Raw genomic sequence first — 26036 nt, 5'->3', positions numbered from 1 at the left:
TCAGCCACCAAAAAAACGTCAATTGCATCTTACGCAGGCTAAGCGCACACTCCGTCACCCGCGCATCTGGCACACCTTTAGCCGAGCTCCCGAGATTTCTCGGCCTTTGAAAACACCGGCAAATAGATTCGGATGCGGAAAACATCCCGTAGAAGCGCCATTTTGCGATGTCCTCCGGCCGAGACGCGGCTCGTTTGCCCCTGTCTCGCAAAAAGCACTTTGAACATGAATTGACAAAATCCGCAAGATGGTGTTCGATCACGCTTAGTGTTTTGCCTCATCAAAACGCAATTAATGCCAAGAACAGAATCTGTCGTCCCTAATCGGAGGAGACCTCATGAATATTGCAGCCCAGTCTTGGGAGCGCCGCGAAGCGACTAGCTTCTTCCACACGTTCACTGATCTTCCTTCGCTAAAAACGGATGGCCCCGTAATCATTGATCACGGAGAAGGTCCCTATATCATTGACACTGTCGGCCGCCGGTACTTTGAAGGGAATTCCGGTCTGTGGAACATGACGCTCGGCTTCTCCGAGCGGCGCCTTAGCGATGCAGCACTCAAGCAGTATCAGGAGTTCCCCGGCTATCACACGTTCTTCGGCCGCAACTCGAAGCCGACCGTTGAACTGGCGGAACGGATGCTCAAGCTCGCACCTGCGCCGATGAGCCGCGTGTTCTTCACCAACTCCGGATCGGAAGCCAACGAATCCATTGTCAAGCTGCTCTGGATGATGTGGGCTGCCGAAGGCAGGCCTGAGCGCCGCAAACTTCTGACTCGCAAGAATGCATATCATGGCGCCACGGTCATGGCCTCGGCGCTGACCGGCAAGGACTACGTTAAGGCCTTCGGGCTTCCGGGCCCGGAAATCGTCACACTCGATTGCCCCCACGCTTGGCGTTTCGCACTGCCCGGCGAGGGCGACGATGAATTCGCTGCTCGTCTTGCTGCCAACCTGGAGACACGAATCCTTCAGGAAGGCCCCGAGACGATCGCCGGCATGTTCGCCGAGCCAGTGATGGGCGCAGGTGGCGTCATTGTTCCGCCGGCGACCTACTTTGCGAAGATCCAGCCGGTCCTCCAAAGGTATGGCATTCCGTTGATCGCAGACGAAGTGATCTGCGGCTTTGGCCGCACCGGCAGCCTCTGGGGGACGCTGGCAGTCGGACAACAGCCGGACATCATCGTTGCTTCGAAGAGTATGTCTGCCGGTTACTTCCCGATGGGCGCCGTCATGCTCTCGGCTGACATCGACAAGCGGGCGACAGCAGCAAGTGAGGTTTGGGAAGAGTTTCCGCATGGGTTCACCACCGGCGGCCATCCGGTTGGATGTGCGATTTCGCTTGAGGCAATTCGGATCATCACTGAAGAGGGCGTTTTCGAGAATGTGAAATCCGTGAGCGAGACGTTCCAATCCGGCCTCCGCGCGCTGGCGGATCATCCGATGATCGGAGAAGCGCGGGGAATGGGCCTGATGGGCGCGCTCGAGACGGTTGCTGATAAGAAGACGAAGCAATCGTTCTCCGGTGATTTGCGCATCGGCGAGCGGATTTCGAAAGAAGCCCGCGATCGGGGATTTATCATCCGTCCATTGGGTTCATCGGTCGTTCTTGCTCCGCCTTTCATCTCCACACACGGTCAGATCGAGGAACTTCTCGCCGTGCTCAAGGAAGTTCTCGACGTCGTTTACGGCACGGTGAAGGGCGAGGTGGCGTAACCATGGGGGTCGAACCATTCCTCGCTGATCGGACGCCCGTCAGTGTCCGGAATGAGGATGGCAACTCGCAGATCGTTTTGATCTGCGAGCACGCGTCCAACTACGTCCCGCCCCATCTTGATGGGTTGGGACTTCCGCCGGAGAAACTCACAGAACATATCGCTTGGGATCCCGGTGCGCTCGGCGTTGCCGAGAAGCTTTCTGACCTTCTCGACGCGCCACTCGTTTATGCGAACGTGTCGAGATTGGTGCTCGATATCAATCGGGAGCCCGACCATCCGGGATCAATCATCAAGCTGAGCGAGACGACGGAGATTCCCGGAAACGCCGCCTTGTCGGATGTCGAGCGATCGACCCGCTGCGCCGAGGTCTACGAGCCGTTCCATGCCGCGGTTGATCGGATCATTGATGGGCGCAACCAGCGTTCACCATGGCTCATTTCGATCCACAGCTACACCCCAGTCTACAAGGGTGCCAAAAGACCTTGGCATGTGGGCATCCTTCACAACGACGATACCAGGCTTTCCCAACAACTTCTCAGCGCTCTGAGACAGGACCCCGATCTGGTCGTAGGCGACAACGAACCATATGCGCCAACCGATGGTGTGTATCACACGATCGAGCGACACACTGCCCCGTTCGGTTTCGCGGGCGCCATGATCGAGATCCGGAACGATCTCATCTCCGACAAAGAGGGTGAAACGGGTTGGGCAGACCGTTTTCATCGCATCTTGAAAGGAATGCTGACCCCAAAGAAGCAGTAGTGAAAACCTCCGGCTGATGTCCGGTGGTTAGCCCAGAACCACAGAGGAGAACATAACAGTGTCAAATGAACACGTAAAACTCGACAGGAGGCTCAGCACAACATCGGCCGCGATGTTTGGCCTTTCCTACATGTCGCCGCTCGTCGTTATCGCGACCTTCGGCGCTATCGCAGTCAAGACCGGCGGAGCTGTTGCCACTGCCTACGTCGTAGCAACCCTGGCAATGCTCGCAACCGCGGCCAGCTACGGCTTCATGGCTTCACGCAACCCTGTTGCGGGCTCGGCTTACACCTACACCTCGAAAGTATTTGGGCCAATTTCCGGCTTTATCGTCGGATGGGTGCTTCTCCTGGACTATTTCTTTATTCCGATGGTCATATGCCTCTTGACGGCGACCAGTCTGTCTACGCTCGCCCCCGCGGTGCCGTTCCCTTTTTGGGTCGTTGGCGTCGCGGTATTGTCGACGATAGTCAACACCCTTGGCATCAAGCTTACAGACCGTATCAATCTGATCATCATGGCCACCCAACTCCTGATGGTAGCGATGCTGGCATATCTGTGCGTCGTGGCCGTCAGCCACCTTCCTGACGGTGAGTTGTTCTCGGCAAAGCCCTTCACCAACGATCAGACCAACTGGTCGATGATCATGGCTGGCGCCGCGGTCGCATGCTACTCGTTCCTCGGCTTTGACGCGATTTCGACCCTTTCCGAGGAGACGGTCAATCCGCGTCAGTCGATTCCGCGCGCGATCATGATCGCGACAGTTTTTGGCGGCGGGATCTTCATCGTCGCCACCTACCTGATGATGGTGGTGCATCCGTCGTTGACGTTCGACAGCGTCGATACCGCGGCCTACGAGATCGTCGGTCAAGTGGGCGGCGAAACGTTCAAGACCATCTTTACGCTGGTGGTCGCCATTGCCTTCTTCGCCGCCGGACTGTGCGCGCATGCGAGCGCATCTCGGCTCCTCCTGGTGATGGGCCGCGATAACGTTATTCCCAGCGCCCCGTTTGGCTACATCAATCCTCGTCTGAAGACGCCTGTTGTGAACATCATCCTGGTCGGTGTGGTGATGCTCGGCGCAATCAAGTTCGATATCACGACATCGACCTCCTTCATCAACTTTGGCGCGTTCACAGCGTTCTTCGCCGTCAATATCTGCGTCATTGGCTACCTTTTGAAACAACCGGAAGAGCGAAGCGGCCGCGCTCTGCTGATGCTGGTTTCTGTTGCGGGAGCTTTGTTCTGCGCCAGCCTCTTTCTCAGCCTTGATCGTGTGGCCATCGGATTGGGATTCGGCTGGCTTGGGTTAGGATTGGTTTATCTTCTGGGGAAGACCCGTGTCCTGACGCGGCCACTGCCAACGATGACTACCGACATCTAAGATGGGTCTAAGGGGGAGGGCGGCTGGTGATCGCCCTTCCCATCGCGCAGCACTGGATAGGAAGCATTCTTTCTGCCATTGGGCTGAAACCTACTTCCTCGCGGTCGGCGGTTGGGAATCCAATCCGAGGTAAGCGAGCCAAAGCGGGTCATCACCGCGCGAACTACAGTCTTCCCGTCTGCCTCCCAGGGCAGCAACTCGGCTGCCGTCGAACAGGTCCCGGCGGCGGCCACTTTTTCTTTGTCTACATTCATCAAGGACAAGCTCTCGTCCTCCGACCGTCCGGAACTGACCTCGGCGAAGATCATTATCTCCCGCGGCCGCGCGCTAGGCTCTTCGGGGTCGCCCATAAGCTCGGTGCCGCCGTCGGCGCCTCGCGCGCTGCCGTCGACGCCGGCCATGCGCCGAACAACTGGCAGGTCGGCCAGACCGGAAACGTGGTCGCCCCCGACCTCTACATCGCCTGTGGCATTTCGGGCGCCATCCAGCACCTTGCCGTCATGAAGGACTCGAAGGTCATCGTATCGATCAACAAGGACGAGGAGGCACTGATCTTCCAGCTTGCCGACTGCGGCCTCGTCATGGATCTCTTCGAAGCCCAAGTCGGCAGACGCTTTGGAGCAGCTTACGCGTCAGGTAAGAAAGGGCGGGACGGATGTTGCGCTGGTCATGGGCGAACTGTCCGATGAGAGCCTAGGCGAACGCCCGGTGAGCAAGGCGATCGAAAGCTGGGGAAGGCTTGATGTCTTGTCGCCAATGCCGGCTTTCCAATCCTCAGGTGCAACGGGCCGTATCGTCACGGCAATATTGTCATAACCCCCCGCCTTCGCTGACTTGACGTTCGCCTCAGTTGATACTACATTTTGTCTCAAGTGAACAGGAGTATTCATGCTAGCTTTTTCCAGCGTTGCCGAGGTGCTTGGTCTTCCCTCAAAGGCTGTGCCCCAATCGCCGATCGGCTTGATTACCCAAATCGAGCAGGGATTGCCGATTGGCACTGTCGAGCGAATGTCCAATCTCGTCGCGCCGTCTGACACGCAATTCAAGTATCGCTTGGTGCCGCGGGCGACCTATGAGCGGCGCAAGAGCGCAAAGATATTGTCGCCGGAGGAGGGGACCCGGCTTGCACGCATTGCCCGTGTCTGGAGCTTGGCGCTGGAGGTTTGGCGAGATCCCAACGAAGCGCGCGATTTCCTGTTTCACGCTCATCCGATGATCGAGGATAGGCGGCCGATCGACGTCGTCATTCAAAGCGAGTTTGGCGCCGAAATGGTGCTCGATATTCTGAGCGCCCTCAAATACGGCAGCGCTGCGTGACGGCGCAGATTCTCGATCGAACGCTGACGTGCTATCGAATAGGGGATCCAGCGGGAACGTATCCGATCTTCGATGCGACGGGGTCAACAATTGCGCCGGGGCGATGGAATACGCCCGGCAGTCCGCTGATCTACACATCGGAGCATTACTCGACCGCGCTGCTCGAAAAGCTGGTCCACGGCAGCGGACGGCTGCCGCCGAACCAGCATTACGTGGAAATCACGATCCCAAGCGGAACGAGCTATGAGGTGCTGTCGCAACCGGCATTGCCGGGCTGGGATTCGATGCCCGCGACCGTCAGCAAGGCTTTTGGCGAGGAATGGTGCCTGCAAAGGCGCAGTACCATCCTGCTCGTGCCAAGCGTCGTCGCGAGACCAGAAAACAATATTCTGATCAATCCTGCGCATCCGCAATTCCCGCATCTCGCGGCGAGCCTGCATCAACCGGTTTACTGGAACCGTCGCCTGTTTGGTCCGTAACCCGACGGACAGCGCCTTTCTCAAACTGGTCAGCCATTTCCATGGTCGACTGCCGAATGAAGCGCATCGATAACGGCCTGCGGCTTCTTGCAATCGGTCTCGGCGACCCACATCGGCAGCGGATCGGCGGCCGCTTCGTCGAGTGCCAACAGTTTTTCTGCATAGGCACATTTCATGGAGTGCTGTTCTTGCGGTCGACGACCTCGCCAGCGTCGCCACGGCAATTTCCTCTCTTCGATCCGAGACTTCGATTGGACACCAATTGACGAAAAGCTTAGCCGTGCTCATTTATGAGCGGATTTCACCTAATCATGAGAAGCCGTCATAATGATCGACAGACAGCATCTGGCAATCCTGAGGGAAGTCAGCCGGCGCGGCAGCGTCACCGCGGCCGCCGAGAAACTGAACGTCACGCAGTCCGCTCTAAGCCATATGGTTGCCAAGTTCGAGGAACGGCATGGCATCAAGATCTGGATGAAAACTGGCCGCGGCCTGCGACTGACGCAGACTGGCGAGTACCTGCTCAGTGTTGCCGAACGGGTATTGCCACAGATGGAGCACGCGGAGCGGGTGCTGAACGACTTCGCGGTCGGTCGGCGGGGAACGTTGCGCGTCGGCATGGAATGCCATCCCTGTCAACGTTGGCTGACGCGCATTGTCACACCCTATTTGAACCGGTGGCCCGACGTCGACTTCGATGTCCGGACTGCCTTCCGCTTCGACGGCGTCGGAGCGCTTCTGGGCTATGAAATCGACCTGCTCATCACACCAGATCCGATCGACGCGCCGGACCTCATCTTCACGCCTGCCTTCGATTACGAACTTGTTCTGATGGTGCATGAAGCTCACCCTCTCGCTAGGCGCGCGATCGTGCAGCCCCAGGATCTGATCGACGAGGAACTGATCACCGTGCCAGTAACTCTGGAGCGGCTGGACATCTACACGCGGTTTCTCGTTCCCGCGCATTGCCGGCCGCGTGAGCATCGCACCGCCGAAACCATCGATCTCATGCTGCAGCTCGTCTGCGCGGGCAGGGGGGTGACCGTGCTTCCGGACTGGCTGCTCAATGAGGATGCCGCTGGTCTGCCGATCCGGGCCCTGCGTCTCGGTGATGCGGGCATCCAGAAGAGCATCAATCTCGGCGTGCGTCGCGGCGAAGAGGCGATCTCCTACATCGACGGTTTCCTGAAGCTTGCAAGCGAAATTGGAGGCTCGCCTGCGGTCTGATGGCAGGGTTAGTCGGCTAGTGCGGATTTGATACCCTAGGCAAAACCGGGCCTGACGGAGCTGATGTGATCCTTTCCAGGAAGCACGGGCGAGGAGATTTGGAGACCGTTGTAGGCCGCGCGTCGCGACTAGACCTGCTGTCATGCCGGTCGTGGTGCCCAGAAGATAGCCCGAGCGTAGGCCGAACCGCCGCATGATGACCGCAGCCGGCAATGTTCCAAGGGTGAGGCCAGATTGAGCATACTGACCGGCAAGATTGCGGCGGCGGGATCGAAGGCCAGTTGCTGGCCGACGAGGCCGCCGGGCGAGACGATGATCGGAGAACTGACGCCACCGAGCGACTGTGCTGCCGTCAGAACCCAGCCGTTTGGCGAGGCCCCTCCTGTTGTTCCGACGCGGTTATGCTGTCGCGGAACGACGGCTTCGCTGCGGCGCCGAAGTCACTGACATGCGTCTCACCGAAGACGGTGTTGAACTGTTCGTGCGGCTTGCTGATGGACAAGAAGAGAGAGTGCAGACTCTCCATGTCATCGCGGCGGTGCCACCTCGCATCCTCAATGACGACCGGAGGGCAGCGCTCGCGCCGGGGAGGCTGGTAAGGGCTTGCCGTCATTGCCCAAGAGGTACGTGAGCCAGCGCAGCGCTCGGCTAACACGGCCAAGGAGACTAAGGGCAGTCCGTCCCTCTCGGTCGGCTGCCGGCTCCGACGGTGTCGACATCGAGCGAGATTTTCTGCACGTGACCAGTCGCGCCCCATCTCTTGTCAGCAGCCTGAGTGATCGGCGGCTAGGCTGCGTAAGCACTGCTGTTCGAAGCGCACATGCCGACGCAGATTGGTGAAGAACCCGCGGAGCATGTAGCCCGCTGTCTCCGGGTTCACAGTAGCATCTGCCGTCCCAGCTGACCCAGCATCTCCGCCAATTCGTCGGCGAAGCATTCGTCTTCGAAATGTTCATTCTTGAGCAATTCCAGTGTAGTTAGCACTAATGGATCGTCCCCGAACCTCTCCTCGGTCCATGCGAAAACAACGCCTTCTTCCCTCACGTGAAGATCCCGTAGGAGCGGCCCAAGCATCTTTGCGGCGTAAGCGCACATACCACGGTCGACTCCGTGCGGAAGGCTGTCCGCAATGGCCTCGAGATGGTCACAAAGTGTCAGTTGATTATGGTGAGACCCTGCCATCAGAGCCAGCCGATCGGCGGCGGCTACGGCTGGTGGCCGGTCCTGTGAGGGCGCAAGCTTGACCCGCGCGATCATACACTCCGGTCCTTTCGGTCCTCTTTCAGTCGTCTTCCGTGCTCGAAGGATGAGATACTGCGTCGCGTGGGACCTTGACCTGAATCAAGACCAAATCAGCTAGGTGTAATCGAGTTGGTAATCGGTCTGCCAACCAAGAGGGAGCGAGTTCCAGACGGCACCCCCTTTCTTGATCATCGCTGAGCGTGGCGATGATCGCCGCGCCTGAGGAGATGAATTTGCAAATGTTGCGCGACCCTGAAGGAGGGCTCACCGCGCGGGCGTCTCGTGCGCGTCGAGCGCTTTCAATGAGTGGAGAGGAGCCGAAGCCGCTCCGCGAGAAATTTCGCTGGACGACTGCAACGGCTTAGTTTCGGGATCGATCCTGAACGCCAAATGCAAGGGCCGTGAATAAATGGCTGAAATAAGCATGAACGGCGGCAAAACGGTTCGAGAACAAAACGAAGCCAACTAATACCGTCGAGCTATGACAGCAGAATCTGCACGTCGGCACTCCTAGTCGGAACTGATCATGTCTGACCGTCCGGCGTATTTAAGGCGATGTGGAGCGAGGCGGCGTCGCGCACGCCGCTTTCGTAGAGCTGAATTAGCCTCCTCGCGACTGCTTCGGCTTCTTCACTCTCCCGAGATAGCTTTAGTTCTCGCAGAACGTCCTCGAGGATGGCCTGTAGATCATTGAGCTCTTCGGGGGAGATCGGCAGACAGCGATGGTGGGCGTCCATCACGGTACCTCCTCTATTGGAGAGCGAAGCGAAAAATCATCTTCCCGTCATCGGCACGTGCTGGCAACCAACCACTGATAGAGGCAAATACTCCCGGTTTGGACGTATGCCGCAGGTGATCTCATGACGAGCGAAAGATGGGGCACGAGAGCCGATCATCAGGGTGTCGTATGCCTGGCGGTGCATCACCCATAATCTTGGCTCACTTTGATGGTCTCAAAGATGACGGAAATGGATCTGAGGATTTCTTGGGCGAGGTAATTGGAAGCGGCTGCAGAGTCTGCGGCGTCCGCGGACGCAAAGGCCGTGATGATTTGGTCGGGAGCTGTCCAGATTGTATCGCCGATTTGCTCAACGACCTCCTTCAGGGAAGCTTCAACCCATAGCGACAGAAACGGAAATGCCGTCGCAGCCGCAGGTAGACGTGGATTGCCATCGCGGTGGCGAATTCTCGCTCTTGGCTGTCCAGGACGTTATGACGCATCTCCGGATCGATTTCCATTAGGGGAATAAGGACGGCGGCTGCGGTCAGTTCCTTGCGCATTCCCCGGCCTCCCGCCAAGTGCTTCAATCTCCAAAGCGGGGACTCCCGCGACCGGCCCCCCATGTTTAGAGACGGTCGTGCAGGGGCGCGTCTCTTGCCAAACGGCTCCACCCTCGATACCGGCGCAAAGAGCAGTTAAGCCTTCTTCACATTCTCCGCCAAGGCGTTCGCCTTTTCGCGGGAGTTCCCCGCTTCCTTGATGATCTTGCGAGCCTGCTCCTCTGTGAGTTTGTGCTTTCGCTTGAAATAGCTCAGCTCATAGGGCTGCTTGGCGGCAACGCGTCGGCGATCGCGGCCGACGGACTTTTTAATGTCGGGCATCTGCGTCCTCCATTTTTGGACGCATCAAAAACGGCATCGCGCATCGTAAGTTCCCCTTGGCGCGGGTAACGCAATCGCGCGAGGTCGGGAGGGACGTAACAGCGCGAGATCTCGCGCTCGCGTTCAGGCCTGGCGAAGGCTTGCAAACACCGTCAGCATAAATCCGCGGGCGCTTAAGCTCGTGCCGCAGAAGCCCCGCCGTTCAAGCGGCCATTCTGCACGGCCGCGCGAGACGCACGTTATCGGCCCGCGCTCTCGCCGTGGCCAGACGTGCGTCCTTCTTCTTCGTCGAGCTGCTTTTCCGCTTCGTGCCAGTGGCGCTCATGCCCTCCGTCAGGTCGTCCCTCGCGCTCCCAGATTTCGTAGGCGCGCCTCCGAATGCGCTCTTGCTTTTCGTCGGTGCTTTTATCCGACGGCTCGGTGCCAGTCTGGTTGGGCCTGTCCAGTTCGCGTTCAATCGTCTCCCTGGAGCCCTCGACCGGATCTTCGTTCCGTTTTTTGCGATCAGGCATCATTTCCTCCTTTGTAGATTGATACGGTCGAGCAGGAAAAAGGCGGGTACGACAGTGCTCCGTCAGACTCAGGAGCTCTCGGCGGCAGAATAGCAGTGCTCCAGGCTGCCGTCCCTCCGATTTCAACGAAGAACTCAGGCGGGCTCCTTGGCATCAGTCAATATTTGCCGCCACAGCGGGGTCCAGACCAGGCAAGCCGGTCCTGTGAACGCGTCCGAAACGGCGTCGCTGACGGTAAGTTCGCCTCAAACCCGGCCGTCGCTACAGAGGGCAGGAAATCACCCTTCCAAGGTTTTCGCAATGGAACGAGTTGAGCTTCCGGCGGGTTATTCCGATTGGAAAGATTCGGGAGGTCCCAATGAAGGAAGCTCTCTGGCGCGTACCCGTTTCGGTAACTCTTCAGAACGGCATGCCTCGCCTATTCCGCGGACCTTACGACGCTCTCGATTTCCTCGAATACGAGTGGCCGAGCCACGGCAAGTGGCACCACCGCGCTATTCGCGACTGCCGCGCCGCCCTTTCGGGGATCGTCGCCGCCGAGGTTGCAAGAGCATCGTTTGCCGCGGCTTGCGCCGAGGCGTCTTTGTCGCTTAGCGACGCACACGCCGCCGGCGTTTCCGACACGTCTGCAAAGCCGGCTGCCAAGCGGCAGCATTGAGCGAGGCCGCGGATCGGGCCTGACAAACGGGTTTAAGGCGGAGGTCCGGGACCCTGGCACTCAGCCAATGTGAAGAAAGGAGAACACTATGTCTGATCCCAGGGAGCATCTCCATGCATGGCTCAGGGATGCGCATGCGATGGAAGAGCAGGCGATCACCATGCTGACGAGCCAATCGGCGCGCTTGGAAAATTACCCGGAACTGAAGACGCAGATCGATAAGCACCTCCAGGAGACCCGCGATCAGGCGGCAATGTTGGAGCGCTGCCTGGAACGGGTCAGCGGCGGCACCTCCGGTATCAAAGACATTGCTGCAAAGATGGTGGCGTTCGGTCAGGGGCTAAGTGGCCTCTTCGTCGACGACGAGGTCGTGAAGGGCTCGCTCGCGAGTTATACATTTGAGCAGATGGAGATCGCCAGCTATAAGATCTTGATTGCTGCGGCCGAGTATGTGGGCGACCAGGAAACCAAGCGCGTCTGCGAAACCATCCTGCAGCAGGAAGTCGCGATGGCGCAATGGCTCGACGAACACGCCGCCGCGATCACGCGCAAGTTCCTCGAGCGCGATCAGCAAGGGCTGACGGCGAAACACTAAGCGAACTGACGCCATACCGCGCCGAGATTGTGGTCTCGCGACGATGGAGGAACATTCCCGGAATTTCGCGATTTGATGCAAGAATCGCGTTATGCGGGAGCGGCTTATGTTTCTGGTCGCAAAAGACACAATCAAGTTCAGCATTCTTGTCGGACTTGCGGCGATCTTCGTCGATGCCTCCATCGCCCACGGACTACTATGGGAGAACGATCCCTACTGGACCTATTGGGTGACCAAAACCTTCCTGATCACCACGGTGTTCCTGTTCGGCACTGCGTTCATCGGAATAGGCATCGTGCCCGGCCTGGTCCTGACGGCGGTGCATACGCTGATCCTCGAAATCTACTATCAGTGGCTGGCGCCGGTCGGCTTGCCGCAGGAACCGGAATGGCTTGACTTCAATCACCTCTGGGTCACCGGCCTGCCGGTGCATTTCCTTGCCATCCTTGGCGGATACGCATTGGCGCTCTGGCTGTGGCGCCGCAATCATCCGGTGCTCGAGGCTGAGCGGGGTGAGACATGGCGTTTCGTCGTCTATGGGCTGGTCACGTCCGTAATCATTGTGGCGACCGACGGAATCTTTACCCAACTTCTGCTTCTGCAGGACTTCCCCGGCATCACCTTCTTCGTCCAACGCCTGCTGATCAGTTTCGTTTTCGTTTGCGTCTGGACGGCATATGCCGGCGCCGGGCGCACCGGTGTGGCTTTGGGGGCGCTGATGCTCGCGCTCGTCTGGACGACCTATAGCATGTACCTCGGACCGCGCGGGCTACCGTTTGAGCAGCCCTATTATTCCGGCTATTGGGACCTATGGTGGTACTCGTTCCCGGGTGGGTTCGTCTCCGCGGTGATCGGCTGGTGGGTCGGCGGATGGGCCATGAAGAACCGGCGGATGATCCCTGTCTCAAGCGTCGTCGTCGCGGGAATCATGATGAGCCTGCCCGCCGACCCGCTGTACGCGCAGAGCAGAGGCAGCGATGGCCTGGCGGCTTCGGCGCGTGCTTCGGGCGCGGGTGTCCGGGTGGTGGGGGCAGATCCGATGAACATGAACAGCACCCAACCGGTGACCGGCACGATCACTATCCAGGCGGTGGAGATGGGAAATCGCTGGTCGCACGTGCAAAACACCGATGCGATGACGGTCACCGCCCGATTCACGGGCGGCGAGGCCACCTATGATGTCAAGATCGACAGGCCGATGCCGCGACATCCGCTCGGGCTCTACACAACATGGTCGGGCGCCGTGCTCGAGCATGAGATGCATGGCGACACGGGCATAGGCACCAACAAGCTGCCGCGGATGCGGCCGAAGATCGCGCTTTGGGGCTGGGCGGAAATAAGTCGCAACGGCGAGGTGATCGCGCGAGCGGCACCCGCCCATGTCATGGTCCTCACCGACGGGCCGATGCAGGGCGTGATGCTGGAGATCGCCGCCGAAGACAAGAGCTTGGCCGCCGAACCGGATGGCTACATCCACGTCATGTGGCCGAAAGTGGAGCGCCTCGAGATGCCGGAAAACCACGACCGCACGCGCCAAATCATCGGCTGGGTCGGGCTCGCGGCGTTCGTGGCGCTATTCGGTGCATTGGCTGTGAAACGATCGCCCGAACATTCACGCCGGGCCTAGTGCTCAGCTGCCTCTAGATGCTTTATGGGCAATTGAGAACTGGCTTTACCGTCTTCCCCGCGAGTGGCGCTCGTCCTTACTTCCGACCTGCGTCAGATTGATTTGAGATACTCGATCAGCTCACCCTTTTCGTGATCGGTGAGCTTAAGATCGAGGTGGCGGCCGTAACGCTCTGATCTGCGACTTTTTCTTAACAATCGCAACAGCTTAGTTTCAAATCGCATTATCCGATTCAGGACCTCGCCTGTAGCAAGACGGCCGAGTCATCAATTCTCCGTGCCGCAGACTGGCTACCCTCTCGTTTAGGTCACGTCTCAGCCGGATGGATTCGCCCGAGGAACTGGACAACCGCGCCGCGCGTTCCGGCAATGGCAAACTCGCAAAACGAGGCAACTAAATGCCTATCTTCTTTTTCTAGTTGATGGTTCATGCGCCCTTCGTCATATGGACGGTCGCCATGGAAGAGCACGTTGCGATCGGGGCACGCGGGCGACGGCGGAAAGCCGCGTCCTGCATCGCAGGGCGCGTGGAGAGCAAACGATCACTCCCGCCCCCAACGATCCTCACGCGATCGCTCGGAGCTACGCGGGGCACCTTCGGCCGTGCGGCGTTAGTCCGTTGATCCGCATGATTCCTCCGCACGCCGTCATTCAGGCGCCGGTTAAAGCTTATGCCGCTTTGATCGCGATCTTCTTTTCGCTACTCAGGGCTTCGTCCGTCTTCGGCAGCCGCACCGTTAACACACCCTTCGCAAAGACTGCGTCGATCTTATCGGCATCGACACCGGGCGGCAGCCGGAAGCTGCGCTGGAAGGCACCATAGCGCCGTTCGGACAGGAAGCGGTCTTTTTCGCGCTCTTCCTTTTCCTCCTTCTTTTCCCCGCTGATCGTGAGCATGCCGTTTGCGACCTTCACCTCGACCTCGTTCGCATCCATACCGGGCATTTCAGCGGTGATCTTGTATTCCTGCTCCGCGTCCACGCAGTCGACCACCGGAGACATTCGCCACGTTCCTTTTTCGGACCACGGCCGATCGCGTTCACGCATACGTGCCGGGAAGGACCGCCAGCCCAGCGGATTGATATCATCGAACAGTTGATCGATTTCGCGGCGGAGGCTTTCGAACAGCGAAAGCGGCTCGCGCCGTTCAGGAGCAGACGTTTCGACCTTTACGGGTTGTTTTCGAGCAGCTTGGGCCATGATGGAACTCCCTTTGTTGGACGGTTCGCAGTGCCATGCAGGGAGAGGGCCGTGTGGTGAGGGAACGGCTGCCCGCTCGCGCAGGCTTGCGGTCACAATGCCGTCTACGGACAGATCGCGAAACGTGCCGCTCGTTGTCGGCCCGAGTCGATCGAAGCCGAACAACGGACGTCTCGATCACTCACCAGATCTCCGTCAGATGGGGGTAAAACAGCGCCCGACCAACAGCGGACGCTGCTTTGTTGCCACCAAGGAGGAGACCGATAGTGCAGCGGCGCGACCAGAACCCTGTGGACACGGAATTGTTCCACGAAAAAAACCGACGCTTCCGGCCTCCGCCGCCTGCCTGCCAGAAAGGGCAGCACGCATACTGCCAGGCGCCTGATTGCGGCGAGGACTATTGAAGGTAAGCGCCGTTTATTCCAACGCTCGGCAGCTCGATGCGTCTTAAGAAGAAGCGATCCTGTCCAACTCACGCAGGATGTCGGTTTGGATTTCGCGATCCTGATGTTCAATTGCCGTCATCAGGTCTCGTAGAATGGCCCGCAGCCCGTGAACCTGGTCGATCAGGTCCATGGCTATGTCAATCCCTGCGGCATTGACGCCGAAAGCATCCATCAGATCGAGAATTAAATTCGCCCGGGCAATATCGGCGTCGCGAAATTCCGGCCTGCCGTCCACATATGCGGGCGCAATCCAGCCTTCTTCGATCCACTCGCTGAGAACGACGGTGTCGATCTTCAAGCAATTGCAAAACTCCAGATCGTTCATTGTTCGCCCTCCAGATGCCTGCGCGGATTTTGCGCCTGGCCCGCCTTCCAACCCTTCACGAATGCGGTAAGATCTGGGTCGGCAACCTCAGGCAGGACGATTTTCAGCGTGACGTAAATGTCGCCGGCGCCGCCACTGCGCTTCGGCACGCCTTTACCCTTGATGCGCAATCTCTTGCCGCTGCTCAAATTGGGCGGAATGGTCAGTTGTACGGCGCCCGATGGCGTCGGCACGCGAACCTTCCCGCCGAGTACGGCTTCGCTCAGAGAAATCGGCAGATCTATGTGAATATCGCCATTATCTCTAATGAAGAACGGATGCGGCCTGATGTGTAGCTCGATCAGTGCATCCCCGGGCGCGCCGCCGCCATATCCAGGTTCGCCCTTCCCACGCAATCGCAGCATCTGACCGTCATGTGTTCCAGGTGGCACGGTTACTTCCAGCGAGCTCCCATCCGGTAAACGGACGTGGCTTTTGCCGCCATTCACTGCCAGAAGAAAATCGATGTCCATTGTGAAACGGCGATCTGCGCCGCGGGACCGGAATGCTCCCCTCGCGCTCCGTTGCGAAAAAAAGCGTGAGAACAAATCATCCGCTTCCCCGAAGTCCGCGAAACCTGCGCCGCTATGATATGGATCGTTTGGGCCGCCGGCTGATGCATATTGCCGATAAAAATCGCGTGGAGCCTGCTCGGCTCCGGCCATGTCGATTTCGCCTCGGTCGAAACGCGCCCGTTTCTCTTCGTCGCTCAAAAGCTGGTAGGCCGCCGAAATCTGCTTGAAACGGTCTTCAGCGCTCTTGTCACCTGGATGGAGGTCCGGGTGCAGCTTCTTGGCAAGCTTGCGGAACGCATTTTGGACCTCGCCTTGGGCCGCATCGCGCTTTATCCCTAGAATGTCATAAGGATCCTCACTCACGACTTTGCTCTCCGTATCAGATCGCTGCCGGTTACTCCCGATCGGCTTTTCAATTCGGTCGAGTCGATCGCGGGTGACGCACTGCAAAGATGATGCGCGTCGGTTACAGCGAGGTGCATGACAAGCCGAAATTCGCGGCCGAGCGGGCGCCGATTTTCTCGGAGCCGCATCTCGGCACCATTTTTCTAATTTAAGACAGCCCAAAGGCCTCGCAAGCCGTCCCGTTCGATCTGCGATGGCCGCGACCGCACGACAACGGTCGTCTACTCTGAAGGCATCCTTCAGCAAGTGTGACCAAGAACTCAGAAACATTTTATCGTGGGAACGAAGCAGATGGGTTGGCGGTTCAACATACGACCTTTCAGGAGGCCCGAATATGAAAGAAATGCCATGGCGCGTTCCACTTTCAATGACGCTGCAAACGGCATGAAATGGCCGAGCCATGGCCATGCGGGCCTGTCGCGCAGCTCCCGAATGGCCCAGCATCATCAAGGCGGTGAGGTTTCATCGAAGCCCTAGTTTAAATTCCTGCTTCGCCTGTGCCGCCGATCTGTATAACGTCGGATGTCGCCACAGGTGATCGCTGGCACGACGTGGCAGCAACGTGCCGGAAATGACCGTAATGCGGCGAGGCCTGTGGTCCGGCCCTCAATCACTATCATGGACGGAAAGGACCATGCCTGATCTCGGCTTCGACTTCCAAACGATCCTTAGCGAAATAGCGAGGGTTCTGTTGGCATTTGCCCTAGCGCTGCCAATTGGTTGGGAGCGCAGGCATGGTAGGCGCAGCATAGGCTTTCGAACGCTTCCGATAGTGGCAATGGCGGCATGCGGCTTTGCCCTGATTATCGACACGAGCTCGCCGACCACCAACGAAGCTAGGGCCCGTGTTCTCCAAGGTGTCATCACCGGAATTGGCTTCATTGGCGGCGGTGCCATCGTCAAGCAAGGTAGCACCGTCAAAGGATTGGTGACCGCCGCCAGCATCTGGAATGCCGGCGCCATCGGGGTGGCGGTGGGACTCGGTCGCGCAAACATTGCAATCGTCCTCAGCTTGACCAACCTCCTTGGGTTATGGCTGCTGAGCACGCTCGGGGTACACGGTCACGAAGACCATGATGGTTCGCATCCATAAACGTTGAATATCGCGCCTGGACGGAAGACGGAAAACTCCGTCACCCTTCGTTTAAGGGCATCCGAGAGCGGACCGATGACGCAACTTATTCTCCTTAAATCGTGAACATCCGTCAGGCTAGCTCACAACGCGGCGGCACCCCGGCCTAAGCCTCACAGCGAAATTGATGCATTCCCATGAACGTTGAGGCGAAAAGCAGTGCAACGCTTGCGCAACGCTCACCGTCTACTCGGAATTGCGATTAGCCATTCCAGCGGCTGGGCCGGCAACGAGACGCGGTGATCCGCGAGAAGTTGGTGGAAATGGATATAGCTCGAAGCCGAACCGGAGGTGAACAGCCTTCCAAGAGAGCGCCCTTTCAAATACCTCATTTCAGGCGCATTCTTCCTGCCATCAGCGGCTATGGGCAAGGGCGCCGCTGGCCGATACTTATGCGTTCGTCCCAACCAGGGAGGCCGCGTTATGTATCCTTTCCGCGATTCTGACTGCGTCATCCGCCCGGACGACATCAATCTCCTACAACGGGTGTTCGAGGACGAGCTCGCGAGGACGAAGCTAAACATCGATACGCCGGAAGCTGAGGCACTCGCAAAGCGGCTGATCGCGCTATACCAAGAAGGCATCAGAAACCCGGTTAATCTGATTGACATGATCCAAATTCACTAGGGCAAAAGAAAGCCCGCTCGGAGGGGGACAGTACGGCGGGCTCAGTTTAAGGCCAATAATGTGGCTATCCTCAACGTGACAGAACGGCGGAAGTTGTCCAGTAGGCGCGCCGCTGATCATGAGCCCCTGACTTGCGAGGCCAATGAGATTGTGAGGCCGATCCACCCGAAGGCCATGCCTGTCATTCTGACAGAGCCCGCGGAAATCGAGCTGTGGCTCACCGCGGAGTGGAAGGAAGCCAAGGAACTGCAGAGGCCATTCCCTTCGGATGCTATGATGCTGCAGCCGGTTGAACGGGACGAGGAGGCGATCCTCATCTAAGGTTCAGCGACGATAGATGGTTCTGCGGTTGCGCGTGTCACGACGTCCTGACAAGATTCGTTTCGCAATCGCCAAACTCTCTCACGATGAAAGGGGCACACTCGTGGCTTCAGGAACGGTAAAGTGGTTCAACAGCACCAAAGGCTTCGGCTTCATTCAGCCCGACGACGGCTCGGCGGATGTCTTCGTGCATATTTCGGCAGTAGAGCGTGCTGGGCTCTCCACTCTCAAGGAGGGTCAAAAAGTAAGCTTCGAAGTTACCCAGGATCGTCGCTCGGGCAAGACTTCCGCGGACAATCTTCGCGCACTCTGATCGATGATGCGGCTCAAAGACTGGGCGAGGGCAATCAAACGGGACGTGCATGCTCTGTGGCTCGCGGCCCGCGATCCTCGTATGCCCTGGTATGCGAAGGCGTTCGCCTTCGCCATAGCTGCCTATGCGCTCTCGCCCATCGATCTGATTGCCGACTTTATTCCCGTCCTCGGATATCTCGACGAGGTGATCCTCCTGCCTCTGGCAATTTTGCTAGCAATTCGGTTGGTGCCGGCAGAGATCATGGCGGAGCATCGGGCGACTGCTGCCGCCGCCCTAAAAAAGCCCTTCAATCGGGGTGGCGCAATTTTCATAGTCGCGGTGTGGGCCCTGGCTGCCGTCTCGATCACATGGTGGTTCATACCGACCGCGGCAAAATAGCACGCTCTCCAAACCGACATGACGCGCCGAACCTAATGATCAGATGGGGTTCGGCTTGGCGCCTCATCTTCAGGCGATTGTCATAGCCGCGCATTTTAGGCTGCGAGAACGCCCGCTGCACCGCTTCCGGCTCCTTCTCGAACATGAGAAGGATACGGGACGGCGCGTCGATATTGGATCGGCCCTGTTCCCAATCGCGAACGCGGCCATGCGTTAACGGCTGCAAGATCGAGGATCCGTGCTATTCTCTGGCATGAATGAACTGTCTCTGATTGAGAAGTATCTGGCAGCGGCGGAGCGCGACGTGGAAGATGCTACCAGGCGCGCAACCGTTCAACGCGAACTCGTTGCCAAGCTCGAGAGGGCCGACCGAGACGCCACAACGGCTCGCAAATTATTGGTCACTTTTGAGCTGAGCCTCGCGTCGCATATTCGCGAGCGCGACCGCCTGATCAGAGAAAGAAACAGGGTTGCAGGCAGCACCTGAGAAATGTCGCCCTCGTCATCCGTCGTCGAGAAGAGGGCCTGGTGCGTCGAACCTTGGCCGTCGAATTCTGCTTATGCCCAATCTGCTGCATGGTCGTATGAGCGACCTCGGTATCTCGGGAGGTTGACTCAGTCACACTCGATTGAGGCGGCAATAAACGCCTGGCGAGAAAACGCGAGATCACCGTTCGCTTCCAATGCAGCGTGGCAGCGGATCTTAGCCCGTTCATAGAACCAGCCACCGCCGCTGGGCACGCTCGCGGACCCGCTCCTCTCTGTTGTGTTCATTGCCATCCATCGGAGTGCACTCCCTTGTTCGCCCGTTCCGACCCTTCGCCATCCTCCTGAGCGTGCGCTACTCGGCAGCAATGAGCCGAGGCAGGGGACCACCCTCACGCGCGCAAAGATAAAGTCTTGAGCATTTCAACGTCGCGAACTCCGGACTGATAGGCCGCCACCAACCTCGCTGCGAGGTCTTCAGCTTCCTGCCCATCTCGCGGGATCTGATAGTCGTGCAACAACTGCTCGAAGACGTTGCTGAGCATCTCAACTTCGTCAGGACTTATCGACTTGGATTGGTAGTCGCGGCGCTCCATGACGCCATTCCTTCGCTTCGGGACGAGAGCAAATCCATCTCCCCGTCATGGCCGCGCCCGTGCGGCAGGCCAACGGTGAAACAGCATACGCCTTTCTGCGCGGATCTGCAGGAGCGTTTAAAAAATGAAGGGCTCCTCCCGGTGATCAGAGCCGTGGGGCGACATCTCGAAGCCGGGGCGCTTGGTTCGCGAGCGCGCGCCCGAGCTCCAGAGTGCCGGGGTATGTGCGACAGGTCACGGTTTCCTAATGCTGGGGGTGCTCATCGGGAAGGGGCAAGCAATTAGCAGGGAGACTTCTCGATGAGCAGAACTGTCATGAACGCCCTAGGCCAGCCGCTTTATCACAGCGGCAGTTCCACAGCATAATCATTCCAATGCAACCGGATCGCACACCATGAGCCAAGACGGGGTGAAGGTTGGCGATACAAGCGGGTTCCACAAATGCGGCGTGCTTTGGGGAAGACGAGATCGTCTGGTACTTCGATGACGCCGCGATTGCACGCGCGGACACCCCCTCGTTCATGCACGATCCAATGTACATGCTCGTGAACCTTGCGGTCGGAGGGATGGCCGGCACGCCGAGCGACGGACTTGTCGACGGATCAGAAATGAAGATCGACTATATTAAAGCCTATTCATTGAACACGCTGTATCTGAACGCCGGCATCACCAAGGAGCGCATGATCGGCACCAAGACCGCAGTGTCGCTGCCGACGCACCTGGTGAAGATCGGCACCTACACCACACTCGGCGCCATGGCTGGACATCTCTGGCTGCTCGGGCTTGCCGCGGGAGCTGCCGCGCTGGTGTCCACTTGGGTCGCAAAGCGTCTGCTCAGGGATATGAGTGAGACGAAGTTCCGCACAATTGTGGTCGGGTTCATGGCGCTGAGCGGAGCCGCCATGCTTTGGCAGCAGCAAGAAACTGTGCTCGCGATAGTCGGCGGCCGGTGATCACACTGATTTTCTTCGAACTTCATCAGCTTCGTCGGCCGAGTACGGCATTGAGACCACTAGCTGGTGGCCTCCGCATTCCCACTGTTTCGCCGTGGATTGGCAACATGGCTTTGCTCTGGCCGGACAGCGACGGCCGATCGGCCGCGCTCGAGCTGCTCGTTTTCCTCCGCCCGGCCAACGTATTTGGCATAATGCGAGATAGGACGTGGCCGGCCCACGAGATAGCCTTGAACTTGGTCGCATGACTCGCGCGTCAAGAATGCAAGCTGATCCGTCGATTCCACACCTTCAGCGATAATGGGCAGATCAAGTCCGCGTCCAAGTCCGATCACGGCGCGAATGATCGCTGAAGACTGTGCAAGCCCGATATTCCGGACGAACGACTGATCAATCTTGATCTTGTCGAACGGAAAAGACTGCAGATACGATAGGGAGGAATAGCCGGTCCCGAAATCGTCCATAGCGATCCGGACACCAAGCGCCTTTAGGTGCCCCAGCGTCGAAATGGCACGTTCAAGATTGTCGATCAAAACGCCTTCCGTGATTTCGAGCTCTAGACGTGCAGGCTCCAGTCCCGTTTCGATCAGGGCTGACTTTACGAGCCCGGAAAGATCCCCATGCTTGAATTGCACGGGAGAGAGGTTTACGGCTACCGACAGTTTCCGCGACCAAGAGGCTGCCTCCCGACAAGCCTCCCGCAATACCCACTCTCCGATCTCGATTATCAGACTGCTCTCCTCGGCAATCGGAATGAATACGGTCGGAGGGACATTGCCGCGCGTCGGGTGGTTCCACCGCAGCAAGGCCTCAAAGCCAGTGATATCCCCCGCCGATGTTGGCCTGTGGTTGATAGACAATAGACAGCTGCTGTTCAGAGATCGCAGCTTGCAAATCACGTTGTAAGGCTCGTCGCTCCCGCAACCACTTATCCATTTGCGGTTCAAAAAACCGAGCCGTGCCACGCCCGTCGGCCTTGGCGCGATAGAGAGCCGCATCGGCATTGCTGATAAGTTCGGCGGCATTGTCCCCGTCCGCGGGAAAGATCGCTACGCCGATGCTCGTACCCATTCGGATCCGGGTGCCTTCGATCTCTGCGTCCTCACTTAAAACGGTGATAGTCAGGTCGGCAAGCTGCGCCGCAGAGCTGGCATCCGCTTCTGCCAAAACCATGAACTCGTCACCGCCGAGGCGGGCGACGAATGCACCCACCGCAGCCGCGCACAGACGTTTGGCGGCCAGGCACAGAACCATATCGCCAACATTATGACCGAAGAGATCGTTGACCTCCTTGAACCGGTCCAGATCGAGACACAGCACCGCAAACTGTGATCCTTGCGTGCGGTGCTGCTCGAGCAGTGTCTCGAGTTTCTGCTTCAGTGCGGCGCGGTTTGGTAGATCGGTGAGTGGGTCATGCAATGCGAGATGGGCTATTTGCCGTTCGGCGTTTCGGTGCTCGGTGATGTCCTCGTGCGTCGAAACCCATCCGCCATTGGCTGTTCTCTCGTGGTGGACGCGAATGACCTTGCCCGACTTCAGCTCCATCGTCCAATCTTGCGGCGAAGACTTGGAGTTGATCGAGTCGCACCAGGCCAGATATTCATCGTGCGGCACGACTGGACAAGCGCCGACGGAATAACGCAGCTGGGTAATCTCACTTAAGGTCATGCCGGGCCTGACCAACTCCGGAGGCAGCCCATATACTTCCGCATAACGCCGATTGGATAATATGAGCCGCTGGTCCGAGTCGAAGAAGCACACACCCTGGCCGATGTTTTCCAGTGTTGTGGCGAACTGCATGTTGCGCTGAGCAAGCTGTTTCTGCGTCTGCAGCAGCTCGATTTGGGCTCTCACCCGCAGCAGCAACTCTTCGGTGAGCACTGGTTTGATGATGTAATCCACCGCGCCCGCAGCAAACGCGCGTGTTCTGTCAGCGGCTGTCGAGACGAGATGAATTGCCGGAATAGCTTGGACCTGTTCACGACGCTTTGCATCACCAAAGAACTCCTCGTAAATGCCGATGTCCAGCAGTAGGAGGTCCGGCTTTAGCCATCGCGTATGTTGCTCGAACGTCCGGTAGTCTGGAGAGCAAACGCACGAATACCCATTTTCGCGGAGTTTGCGGGCGACTCTCGATGCATCCCGATAACTCCCTCCGGCAAGAATGAGCGATCCAGTCACGGCGGCGGGTTTCATCATAGGTGCTTCCTTCCACAGGCATGCGCCCAATTAAAAGGGCAGATAGGAAATCCACTTCCCACGATACAACGCGAGATATATGGAACAAGAAGAAGCCATTCTGGCCCTCGCGGCACTCGCCCAGTCGACCCGCCTGGAAACCTTCCGGTTGCTTGTCCGGCATGAGCCCGAGGGGCTGCCGGCAGGCGACATCGCCCGCGCGCTGGCGATACCCCACAACACGATGTCGACGCATCTGAACATTCTTGCCCGCGCTCGCTTGGTTTCGTCCGAACGGCGCAGCCGCCTCATCGTCTATCGAGCGGAAATGCAGCGCTTGCGGGAGATGACCCTGTTTCTCCTCAAGGATTGCTGCGGCGGCAATGCCAGCCTCTGTGCGCCGCTGATCGAGGAGCTCGAACCCTGTTGTGCAAAGGAGGAGGTATCTCGGTGTCCAGAAAATTCAACGTGATGTTCCTGTGTACGGGAAACTCGGCCCGCTCCATCATTGCCGAAAGCGTCCTGAGAAAGGATGGCGGCAGCAAGTTCAACGCCTATTCCGCCGGAAGTCAGCCAAAGGGGGAGGTGAACCCCCTCGCGATCGAGACCCTCGCCGGCCATCACTACCCGGTCGAGGATCTGCGCTCGAAGGGCTGGGAGGAGTTCGCAGGCCCCGATGCGCCCGAGATGGATTTCATCTTCACCGTCTGCGACAGCGCAGCCGGTGAAGCCTGCCCGGTATGGCCCGGCCACCCGATGACGGCGCACTGGGGCGTCGAGGACCCGGTCGCCGTCGAGGGGACGGACGCCGAGAAGCGGGTCGCCTTCGCAACGACGCTCCGCTACATGAAGCTCCGCATCGCAGCCTTTGCGGCCCTGCCTGTCGAGAGCCTCGAGCGGATGAGCCTGACGTCGAAGCTCCACGAGATCGGTCGGATGGAAGGCACCACGTCGATCGGATCCGACTTCGCATGACAACGGCGCTCCACTCGATATCCGCCACATGGACAGTGGCAGGTCGCAGAACACCCAAGACCAAGCGGGCTGAAGCATGGCCTTCGACTTAACGCGCCGCCTCGCCGCGGAGGCGATGGGCACCGCCATCCTGGTTGCCACCGTCGTCGGTTCCGGGATCATGGCTGACCGCCTCTCCGACGACGTAGCGGTCTCGCTGCTCGGCAACACGATACCGACAGGGGCGATCCTCGTCGTCCTGATCAGCATTCTCGGGCCGATATCCGGCGCGCACTTCAATCCTGCGGTCACCATGGTGTTCGCGGCCCGACGAGAGATCGAAGCATTCGCGGCAGCGCTCTATGTCCTTGCGCAGGTCGCGGGCGGCATCGCCGGAACGCTGATCGCACATGCGATGTTCGACCTGCCGCTGTTCCAGGTCTCCGAAACGGTCCGGACGGGCACGGGTCAGTGGGTCGCCGAGGCGGTCGCCACCTTCGGGCTCGTCCTCACGATCCTTGCCGGTTTGCGCTTCCGCGGCGAGGCAATTCCATGGCTCGTCGGCCTCTACATCACGGCCGCTTATTGGTTCACGGCCTCGACGTCGTTCGCGAATCCTGCCGTCGCCGTCGCCCGTGCCTTCTCCAACACCTTCGCGGGCATCCGCCCGACGGATGTGCCGGCATTCATCGTCGCGGAGGTCACCGGGGCGCTCATCGCCACTGCCGTCGTTGGCTGGATGCTCGCCGAACGAAACACCTCAGCTTCGCGATTAAGCGTCAAGGAAATCGAATGACCATGGACGTTACCATCTATCACAATCCCTCGTGCGGCACTTCGCGCAATACATTGGCGCTGATCCGCCACGCCGGCATCGAACCGACGGTGATTGAATATGTCAAGACGCCGCCAAGCCGGGAGGAGCTTGCCCAAATGATCCGCGATGCCGGCCTCTCGGTTCGCGAGGCAATCCGTGAAAAAGGAACGCCCTATGCGGAGCTCGGTCTCGACGATCCGGCAATGTCCGACGACCAGCTTCTGAGAGCAATGCTCGAGCATCCGATCCTCATCAATAGGCCGTTCGTGATCACCTCGATCGGCACACGCTTGGCGCGGCCATCCGAGGCCGTTCTCGACATCCTCCCCGCCGATGCCTTCAAGGGGCCTTTCGTCAAGGAAGACGGGGAAGCAGTTCTGGACGAGAAGGGTCGCCGTCTTGTCTGATCTGCCAGCCGCCGATCCGCGCCACCTCCGCAAGCCTGATACCGAGGCGCTTCGGCCGCCGTTCTCGACCCATCCGCCGCGCATTCTCATTCTCTACGGATCGCTGCGGCAGGTCTCCTATTCCCGGCTGCTTGCCGAAGAGGCCGGCCGGCTGCTGGAGCACTTCGGGGCCGAGGTTCGCTTCTTCAATCCTTCGGGGCTGCCGCTTCCGGACGATGCGCCCGTCAGCCACCCGAAGGTGCAGGAACTCCGGGAACTCTCCGAGTGGTCCGAAAGCCAGGTCTGGGTGAGCCCGGAGCGGCATGGAGCGATCACCGGCATCATGAAGGCGCAGATCGACTGGGTACCGCTGTCAATCGGGTCGATCCGCCCAACGCAGGGCAAGACTCTCGCCGTCATGCAGGTGTCGGGCGGGTCGCAATCCTTCAACGCGGTCAACACGCTCCGCCTGCTCGGCCGCTGGATGCGCATGATCACGATTCCGAACCAGTCCTCGGTCGCCAAGGCGTACCAGGAGTTCGATGCGAACGGACGCATGAAGCCGTCGCCCTATTACGACCGGGTGGTCGATGTCTGCGAGGAACTCGTGAAGTTCACGCTGCTCACTCGCGACGCGTCGGCCTATCTCGTCGACCGATACAGCGAACGCAAGCAAGAGGCAGAGAAGCTAGATCAGCGGGTCAAGCTCAAGTCGATTTGAGCGGGTATCGTCAGCATCTTGCCTTCCCATCAACGGTGACCTGTTGCGGCCGCCAGGACGACCAACGGTCGCGCGTGGCGGCCTCGAGGGGCGCCCGCCCAGCGGGGGCATCGAGCCGTCA

At 58.9% G+C, this 26036-nt stretch carries 30 protein-coding genes and 5 pseudogenes; 24 read left to right on the top strand and 11 right to left on the bottom strand.

Annotation, left to right across the window (positions count from 1 at the left end):
• The first annotated feature begins 337 nt into the window (after positions 1-337).
• The 6 genes and pseudogenes from J2Z31_RS15280 (at position 338) to J2Z31_RS15255 (ending at position 5658) form a co-directional block, all read left to right on the top strand.
• Positions 338-1714, top strand: a complete 1377-nt coding sequence (locus J2Z31_RS15280; protein WP_028002922.1) for an aminotransferase — start codon at positions 338-340, stop codon at positions 1712-1714.
• Positions 1715-1716: 2 nt separating this feature from the next.
• On the top strand, positions 1717-2478 hold the full coding sequence (locus J2Z31_RS15275) for an N-formylglutamate amidohydrolase (protein ID WP_028002921.1): 762 nt from the start codon (positions 1717-1719) through the stop codon (positions 2476-2478).
• A gap of 58 nt (positions 2479-2536) precedes the next feature.
• The gene (locus tag J2Z31_RS15270; RefSeq protein WP_033058331.1) at positions 2537-3862 is read left to right on the top strand and encodes an APC family permease; all 1326 of its coding nucleotides are present in this window, start codon (positions 2537-2539) and stop codon (positions 3860-3862) included.
• Positions 3863-4000: 138 nt separating this feature from the next.
• A pseudogene (locus tag J2Z31_RS15265) lies at positions 4001-4461 on the top strand (electron transfer flavoprotein subunit alpha/FixB family protein); the annotation flags it as partial.
• Between the two features lie 289 nt (positions 4462-4750).
• Positions 4751-5179 (top strand): antitoxin Xre-like helix-turn-helix domain-containing protein, encoded by a 429-nt coding sequence (locus tag J2Z31_RS15260; RefSeq protein WP_028002919.1) that lies wholly within the window; start codon positions 4751-4753, stop codon positions 5177-5179.
• Positions 5176-5658: an RES family NAD+ phosphorylase gene (locus J2Z31_RS15255; protein WP_209602422.1), complete on the top strand. Its 483-nt coding sequence runs from the start codon at positions 5176-5178 to the stop codon at positions 5656-5658. The genes J2Z31_RS15260 and J2Z31_RS15255 overlap by 4 nt, the downstream gene beginning before the upstream one ends.
• A gap of 29 nt (positions 5659-5687) precedes the next feature.
• On the opposite strand, the gene J2Z31_RS15250 is transcribed toward J2Z31_RS15255, so the two are convergent.
• Positions 5688-5834, bottom strand: coding sequence for a hypothetical protein (locus J2Z31_RS15250; RefSeq protein WP_234710713.1), 147 nt, complete (start codon positions 5832-5834; stop codon positions 5688-5690).
• A gap of 151 nt (positions 5835-5985) precedes the next feature.
• Between J2Z31_RS15250 and J2Z31_RS15245 the strand changes: the two genes are divergently transcribed.
• Complete coding sequence (locus tag J2Z31_RS15245; protein WP_028002917.1) at positions 5986-6885, top strand: LysR family transcriptional regulator; 900 nt, start codon at positions 5986-5988, stop codon at positions 6883-6885.
• A gap of 573 nt (positions 6886-7458) precedes the next feature.
• Positions 7459-7556: pseudogene (locus J2Z31_RS30005) on the top strand (methyl-accepting chemotaxis protein); the annotation flags it as partial.
• 205 nt (positions 7557-7761) lie between these two features.
• On the opposite strand, the gene J2Z31_RS15240 reads toward J2Z31_RS30005, so the two are convergent.
• From J2Z31_RS15240 to J2Z31_RS15220, 5 genes are all read right to left on the bottom strand, one after another.
• Positions 7762-8142, bottom strand: a complete 381-nt coding sequence (locus tag J2Z31_RS15240; protein ID WP_234710712.1) for a hemerythrin domain-containing protein — start codon at positions 8140-8142, stop codon at positions 7762-7764.
• 509 nt (positions 8143-8651) lie between these two features.
• Positions 8652-8864: a hypothetical protein gene (locus J2Z31_RS15235; protein ID WP_033058327.1), complete on the bottom strand. Its 213-nt coding sequence runs from the start codon at positions 8862-8864 to the stop codon at positions 8652-8654.
• 364 nt (positions 8865-9228) lie between these two features.
• Entirely contained in the window at positions 9229-9408 is a 180-nt protein-coding gene (locus J2Z31_RS15230) for a hypothetical protein (RefSeq protein WP_209602421.1), read from the bottom strand.
• Between the two features lie 135 nt (positions 9409-9543).
• Positions 9544-9729, bottom strand: a complete 186-nt coding sequence (locus tag J2Z31_RS15225; protein ID WP_209602420.1) for a DUF3606 domain-containing protein — start codon at positions 9727-9729, stop codon at positions 9544-9546.
• A 239-nt stretch (positions 9730-9968) separates the two neighbouring features.
• On the bottom strand, positions 9969-10241 hold the full coding sequence (locus J2Z31_RS15220; RefSeq protein WP_209602419.1) for a DUF2934 domain-containing protein: 273 nt from the start codon (positions 10239-10241) through the stop codon (positions 9969-9971).
• A gap of 358 nt (positions 10242-10599) precedes the next feature.
• Between J2Z31_RS15220 and J2Z31_RS15215 the strand changes: the two genes are divergently transcribed.
• The 3 genes from J2Z31_RS15215 (at position 10600) to J2Z31_RS15205 (ending at position 13121) form a co-directional block, all read left to right on the top strand.
• Positions 10600-10899 (top strand): DUF982 domain-containing protein, encoded by a 300-nt coding sequence (locus J2Z31_RS15215; RefSeq protein WP_028002914.1) that lies wholly within the window; start codon positions 10600-10602, stop codon positions 10897-10899.
• Positions 10900-10987: 88 nt separating this feature from the next.
• Positions 10988-11494 carry a ferritin-like domain-containing protein gene (locus J2Z31_RS15210; protein WP_028002913.1) on the top strand — a complete coding sequence of 169 codons (507 nt, stop codon included), beginning with the start codon at positions 10988-10990 and terminating at the stop codon, positions 11492-11494.
• Between the two features lie 106 nt (positions 11495-11600).
• Positions 11601-13121, top strand: a complete 1521-nt coding sequence (locus J2Z31_RS15205; RefSeq protein WP_209602418.1) for a hypothetical protein — start codon at positions 11601-11603, stop codon at positions 13119-13121.
• 668 nt (positions 13122-13789) lie between these two features.
• Here the strand turns inward: J2Z31_RS15205 and J2Z31_RS15200 are convergent.
• The 3 genes from J2Z31_RS15200 to J2Z31_RS15190 form a co-directional block, all read right to left on the bottom strand.
• Entirely contained in the window at positions 13790-14485 is a 696-nt protein-coding gene (locus J2Z31_RS15200) for an Hsp20/alpha crystallin family protein (RefSeq protein WP_328243433.1), read from the bottom strand.
• Between the two features lie 282 nt (positions 14486-14767).
• A complete protein-coding gene (locus tag J2Z31_RS15195; RefSeq protein ID WP_028002910.1) occupies positions 14768-15091 on the bottom strand; it encodes a chaperone modulator CbpM in 324 nt (107 codons plus the stop codon).
• Positions 15088-16008, bottom strand: coding sequence for a DnaJ C-terminal domain-containing protein (locus J2Z31_RS15190; RefSeq protein WP_209602442.1), 921 nt, complete (start codon positions 16006-16008; stop codon positions 15088-15090). Before J2Z31_RS15190 ends, J2Z31_RS15195 begins: the two co-directional genes overlap by 4 nt.
• Before the next feature lie 676 nt (positions 16009-16684).
• On the opposite strand from J2Z31_RS15190, the gene J2Z31_RS15185 reads away from it, so the two are divergent.
• The 6 genes and pseudogenes from J2Z31_RS15185 (at position 16685) to J2Z31_RS15165 (ending at position 18824) form a co-directional block, all read left to right on the top strand.
• Positions 16685-17143: an MgtC/SapB family protein gene (locus tag J2Z31_RS15185; RefSeq protein ID WP_028002908.1), complete on the top strand. Its 459-nt coding sequence runs from the start codon at positions 16685-16687 to the stop codon at positions 17141-17143.
• A 2-nt stretch (positions 17144-17145) separates the two neighbouring features.
• Positions 17146-17241: pseudogene (locus J2Z31_RS29835) on the top strand (hypothetical protein); the annotation flags it as partial.
• A gap of 364 nt (positions 17242-17605) precedes the next feature.
• Positions 17606-17809, top strand: a complete 204-nt coding sequence (locus tag J2Z31_RS15180) for a hypothetical protein (RefSeq protein ID WP_209602417.1) — start codon at positions 17606-17608, stop codon at positions 17807-17809.
• Between the two features lie 60 nt (positions 17810-17869).
• On the top strand, positions 17870-18130 hold the full coding sequence (locus J2Z31_RS15175; RefSeq protein ID WP_209602416.1) for an SOS response-associated peptidase family protein: 261 nt from the start codon (positions 17870-17872) through the stop codon (positions 18128-18130).
• A gap of 103 nt (positions 18131-18233) precedes the next feature.
• Positions 18234-18443, top strand: a complete 210-nt coding sequence (locus J2Z31_RS15170) for a cold-shock protein (protein WP_028002905.1) — start codon at positions 18234-18236, stop codon at positions 18441-18443.
• 3 nt (positions 18444-18446) lie between these two features.
• Positions 18447-18824, top strand: a complete 378-nt coding sequence (locus tag J2Z31_RS15165; protein ID WP_209602415.1) for a YkvA family protein — start codon at positions 18447-18449, stop codon at positions 18822-18824.
• Positions 18825-19702: 878 nt separating this feature from the next.
• Here the strand turns inward: J2Z31_RS15165 and J2Z31_RS15160 are convergent.
• The gene (locus J2Z31_RS15160) at positions 19703-19906 is read right to left on the bottom strand and encodes a hypothetical protein (RefSeq protein ID WP_209602443.1); all 204 of its coding nucleotides are present in this window, start codon (positions 19904-19906) and stop codon (positions 19703-19705) included.
• 367 nt (positions 19907-20273) lie between these two features.
• Between J2Z31_RS15160 and J2Z31_RS29340 the strand changes: the two are divergent.
• Both J2Z31_RS29340 and J2Z31_RS29830 read left to right on the top strand, forming a co-directional pair.
• Positions 20274-20550, top strand: a pseudogene (locus J2Z31_RS29340) (family 16 glycosylhydrolase); the annotation flags it as partial.
• A 36-nt stretch (positions 20551-20586) separates the two neighbouring features.
• Positions 20587-20859, top strand: a complete 273-nt coding sequence (locus J2Z31_RS29830; RefSeq protein WP_328243453.1) for a hypothetical protein — start codon at positions 20587-20589, stop codon at positions 20857-20859.
• 59 nt (positions 20860-20918) lie between these two features.
• Here the strand turns inward: J2Z31_RS29830 and J2Z31_RS15150 are convergent.
• Positions 20919-22659 (bottom strand): annotated as a pseudogene (locus J2Z31_RS15150) (EAL domain-containing protein).
• Between the two features lie 478 nt (positions 22660-23137).
• Between J2Z31_RS15150 and J2Z31_RS15145 the strand changes: the two are divergent.
• From J2Z31_RS15145 to arsH, 5 genes are all read left to right on the top strand, one after another.
• Positions 23138-23509 (top strand): ArsR/SmtB family transcription factor, encoded by a 372-nt coding sequence (locus J2Z31_RS15145; protein ID WP_209602414.1) that lies wholly within the window; start codon positions 23138-23140, stop codon positions 23507-23509.
• Entirely contained in the window at positions 23509-24012 is a 504-nt protein-coding gene (locus J2Z31_RS15140; protein ID WP_209602440.1) for an arsenate reductase ArsC, read from the top strand. Before J2Z31_RS15145 ends, J2Z31_RS15140 begins: the two co-directional genes overlap by 1 nt.
• 76 nt (positions 24013-24088) lie before the next feature.
• On the top strand, positions 24089-24787 hold the full coding sequence (locus tag J2Z31_RS15135) for an aquaporin (RefSeq protein ID WP_050577655.1): 699 nt from the start codon (positions 24089-24091) through the stop codon (positions 24785-24787).
• 2 nt (positions 24788-24789) lie between these two features.
• On the top strand, positions 24790-25215 hold the full coding sequence (gene arsC, locus J2Z31_RS15130) for an arsenate reductase (glutaredoxin) (protein ID WP_209602439.1): 426 nt from the start codon (positions 24790-24792) through the stop codon (positions 25213-25215).
• Complete coding sequence (gene arsH / locus J2Z31_RS15125) at positions 25142-25915, top strand: arsenical resistance protein ArsH (RefSeq protein ID WP_209602413.1); 774 nt, start codon at positions 25142-25144, stop codon at positions 25913-25915. Before arsC ends, arsH begins: the two co-directional genes overlap by 74 nt.
• The last annotated feature ends 121 nt before the right edge of the window (positions 25916-26036 follow it).

The organism is Sinorhizobium kostiense (assembly GCF_017874595.1).
GTDB classification, from domain to species: Bacteria; Pseudomonadota; Alphaproteobacteria; order Rhizobiales; family Rhizobiaceae; genus Sinorhizobium; species Sinorhizobium kostiense.
Note: the sequence above shows the minus strand (reverse complement) of the source record. Positions and strands in the feature narration are given on the sequence as shown.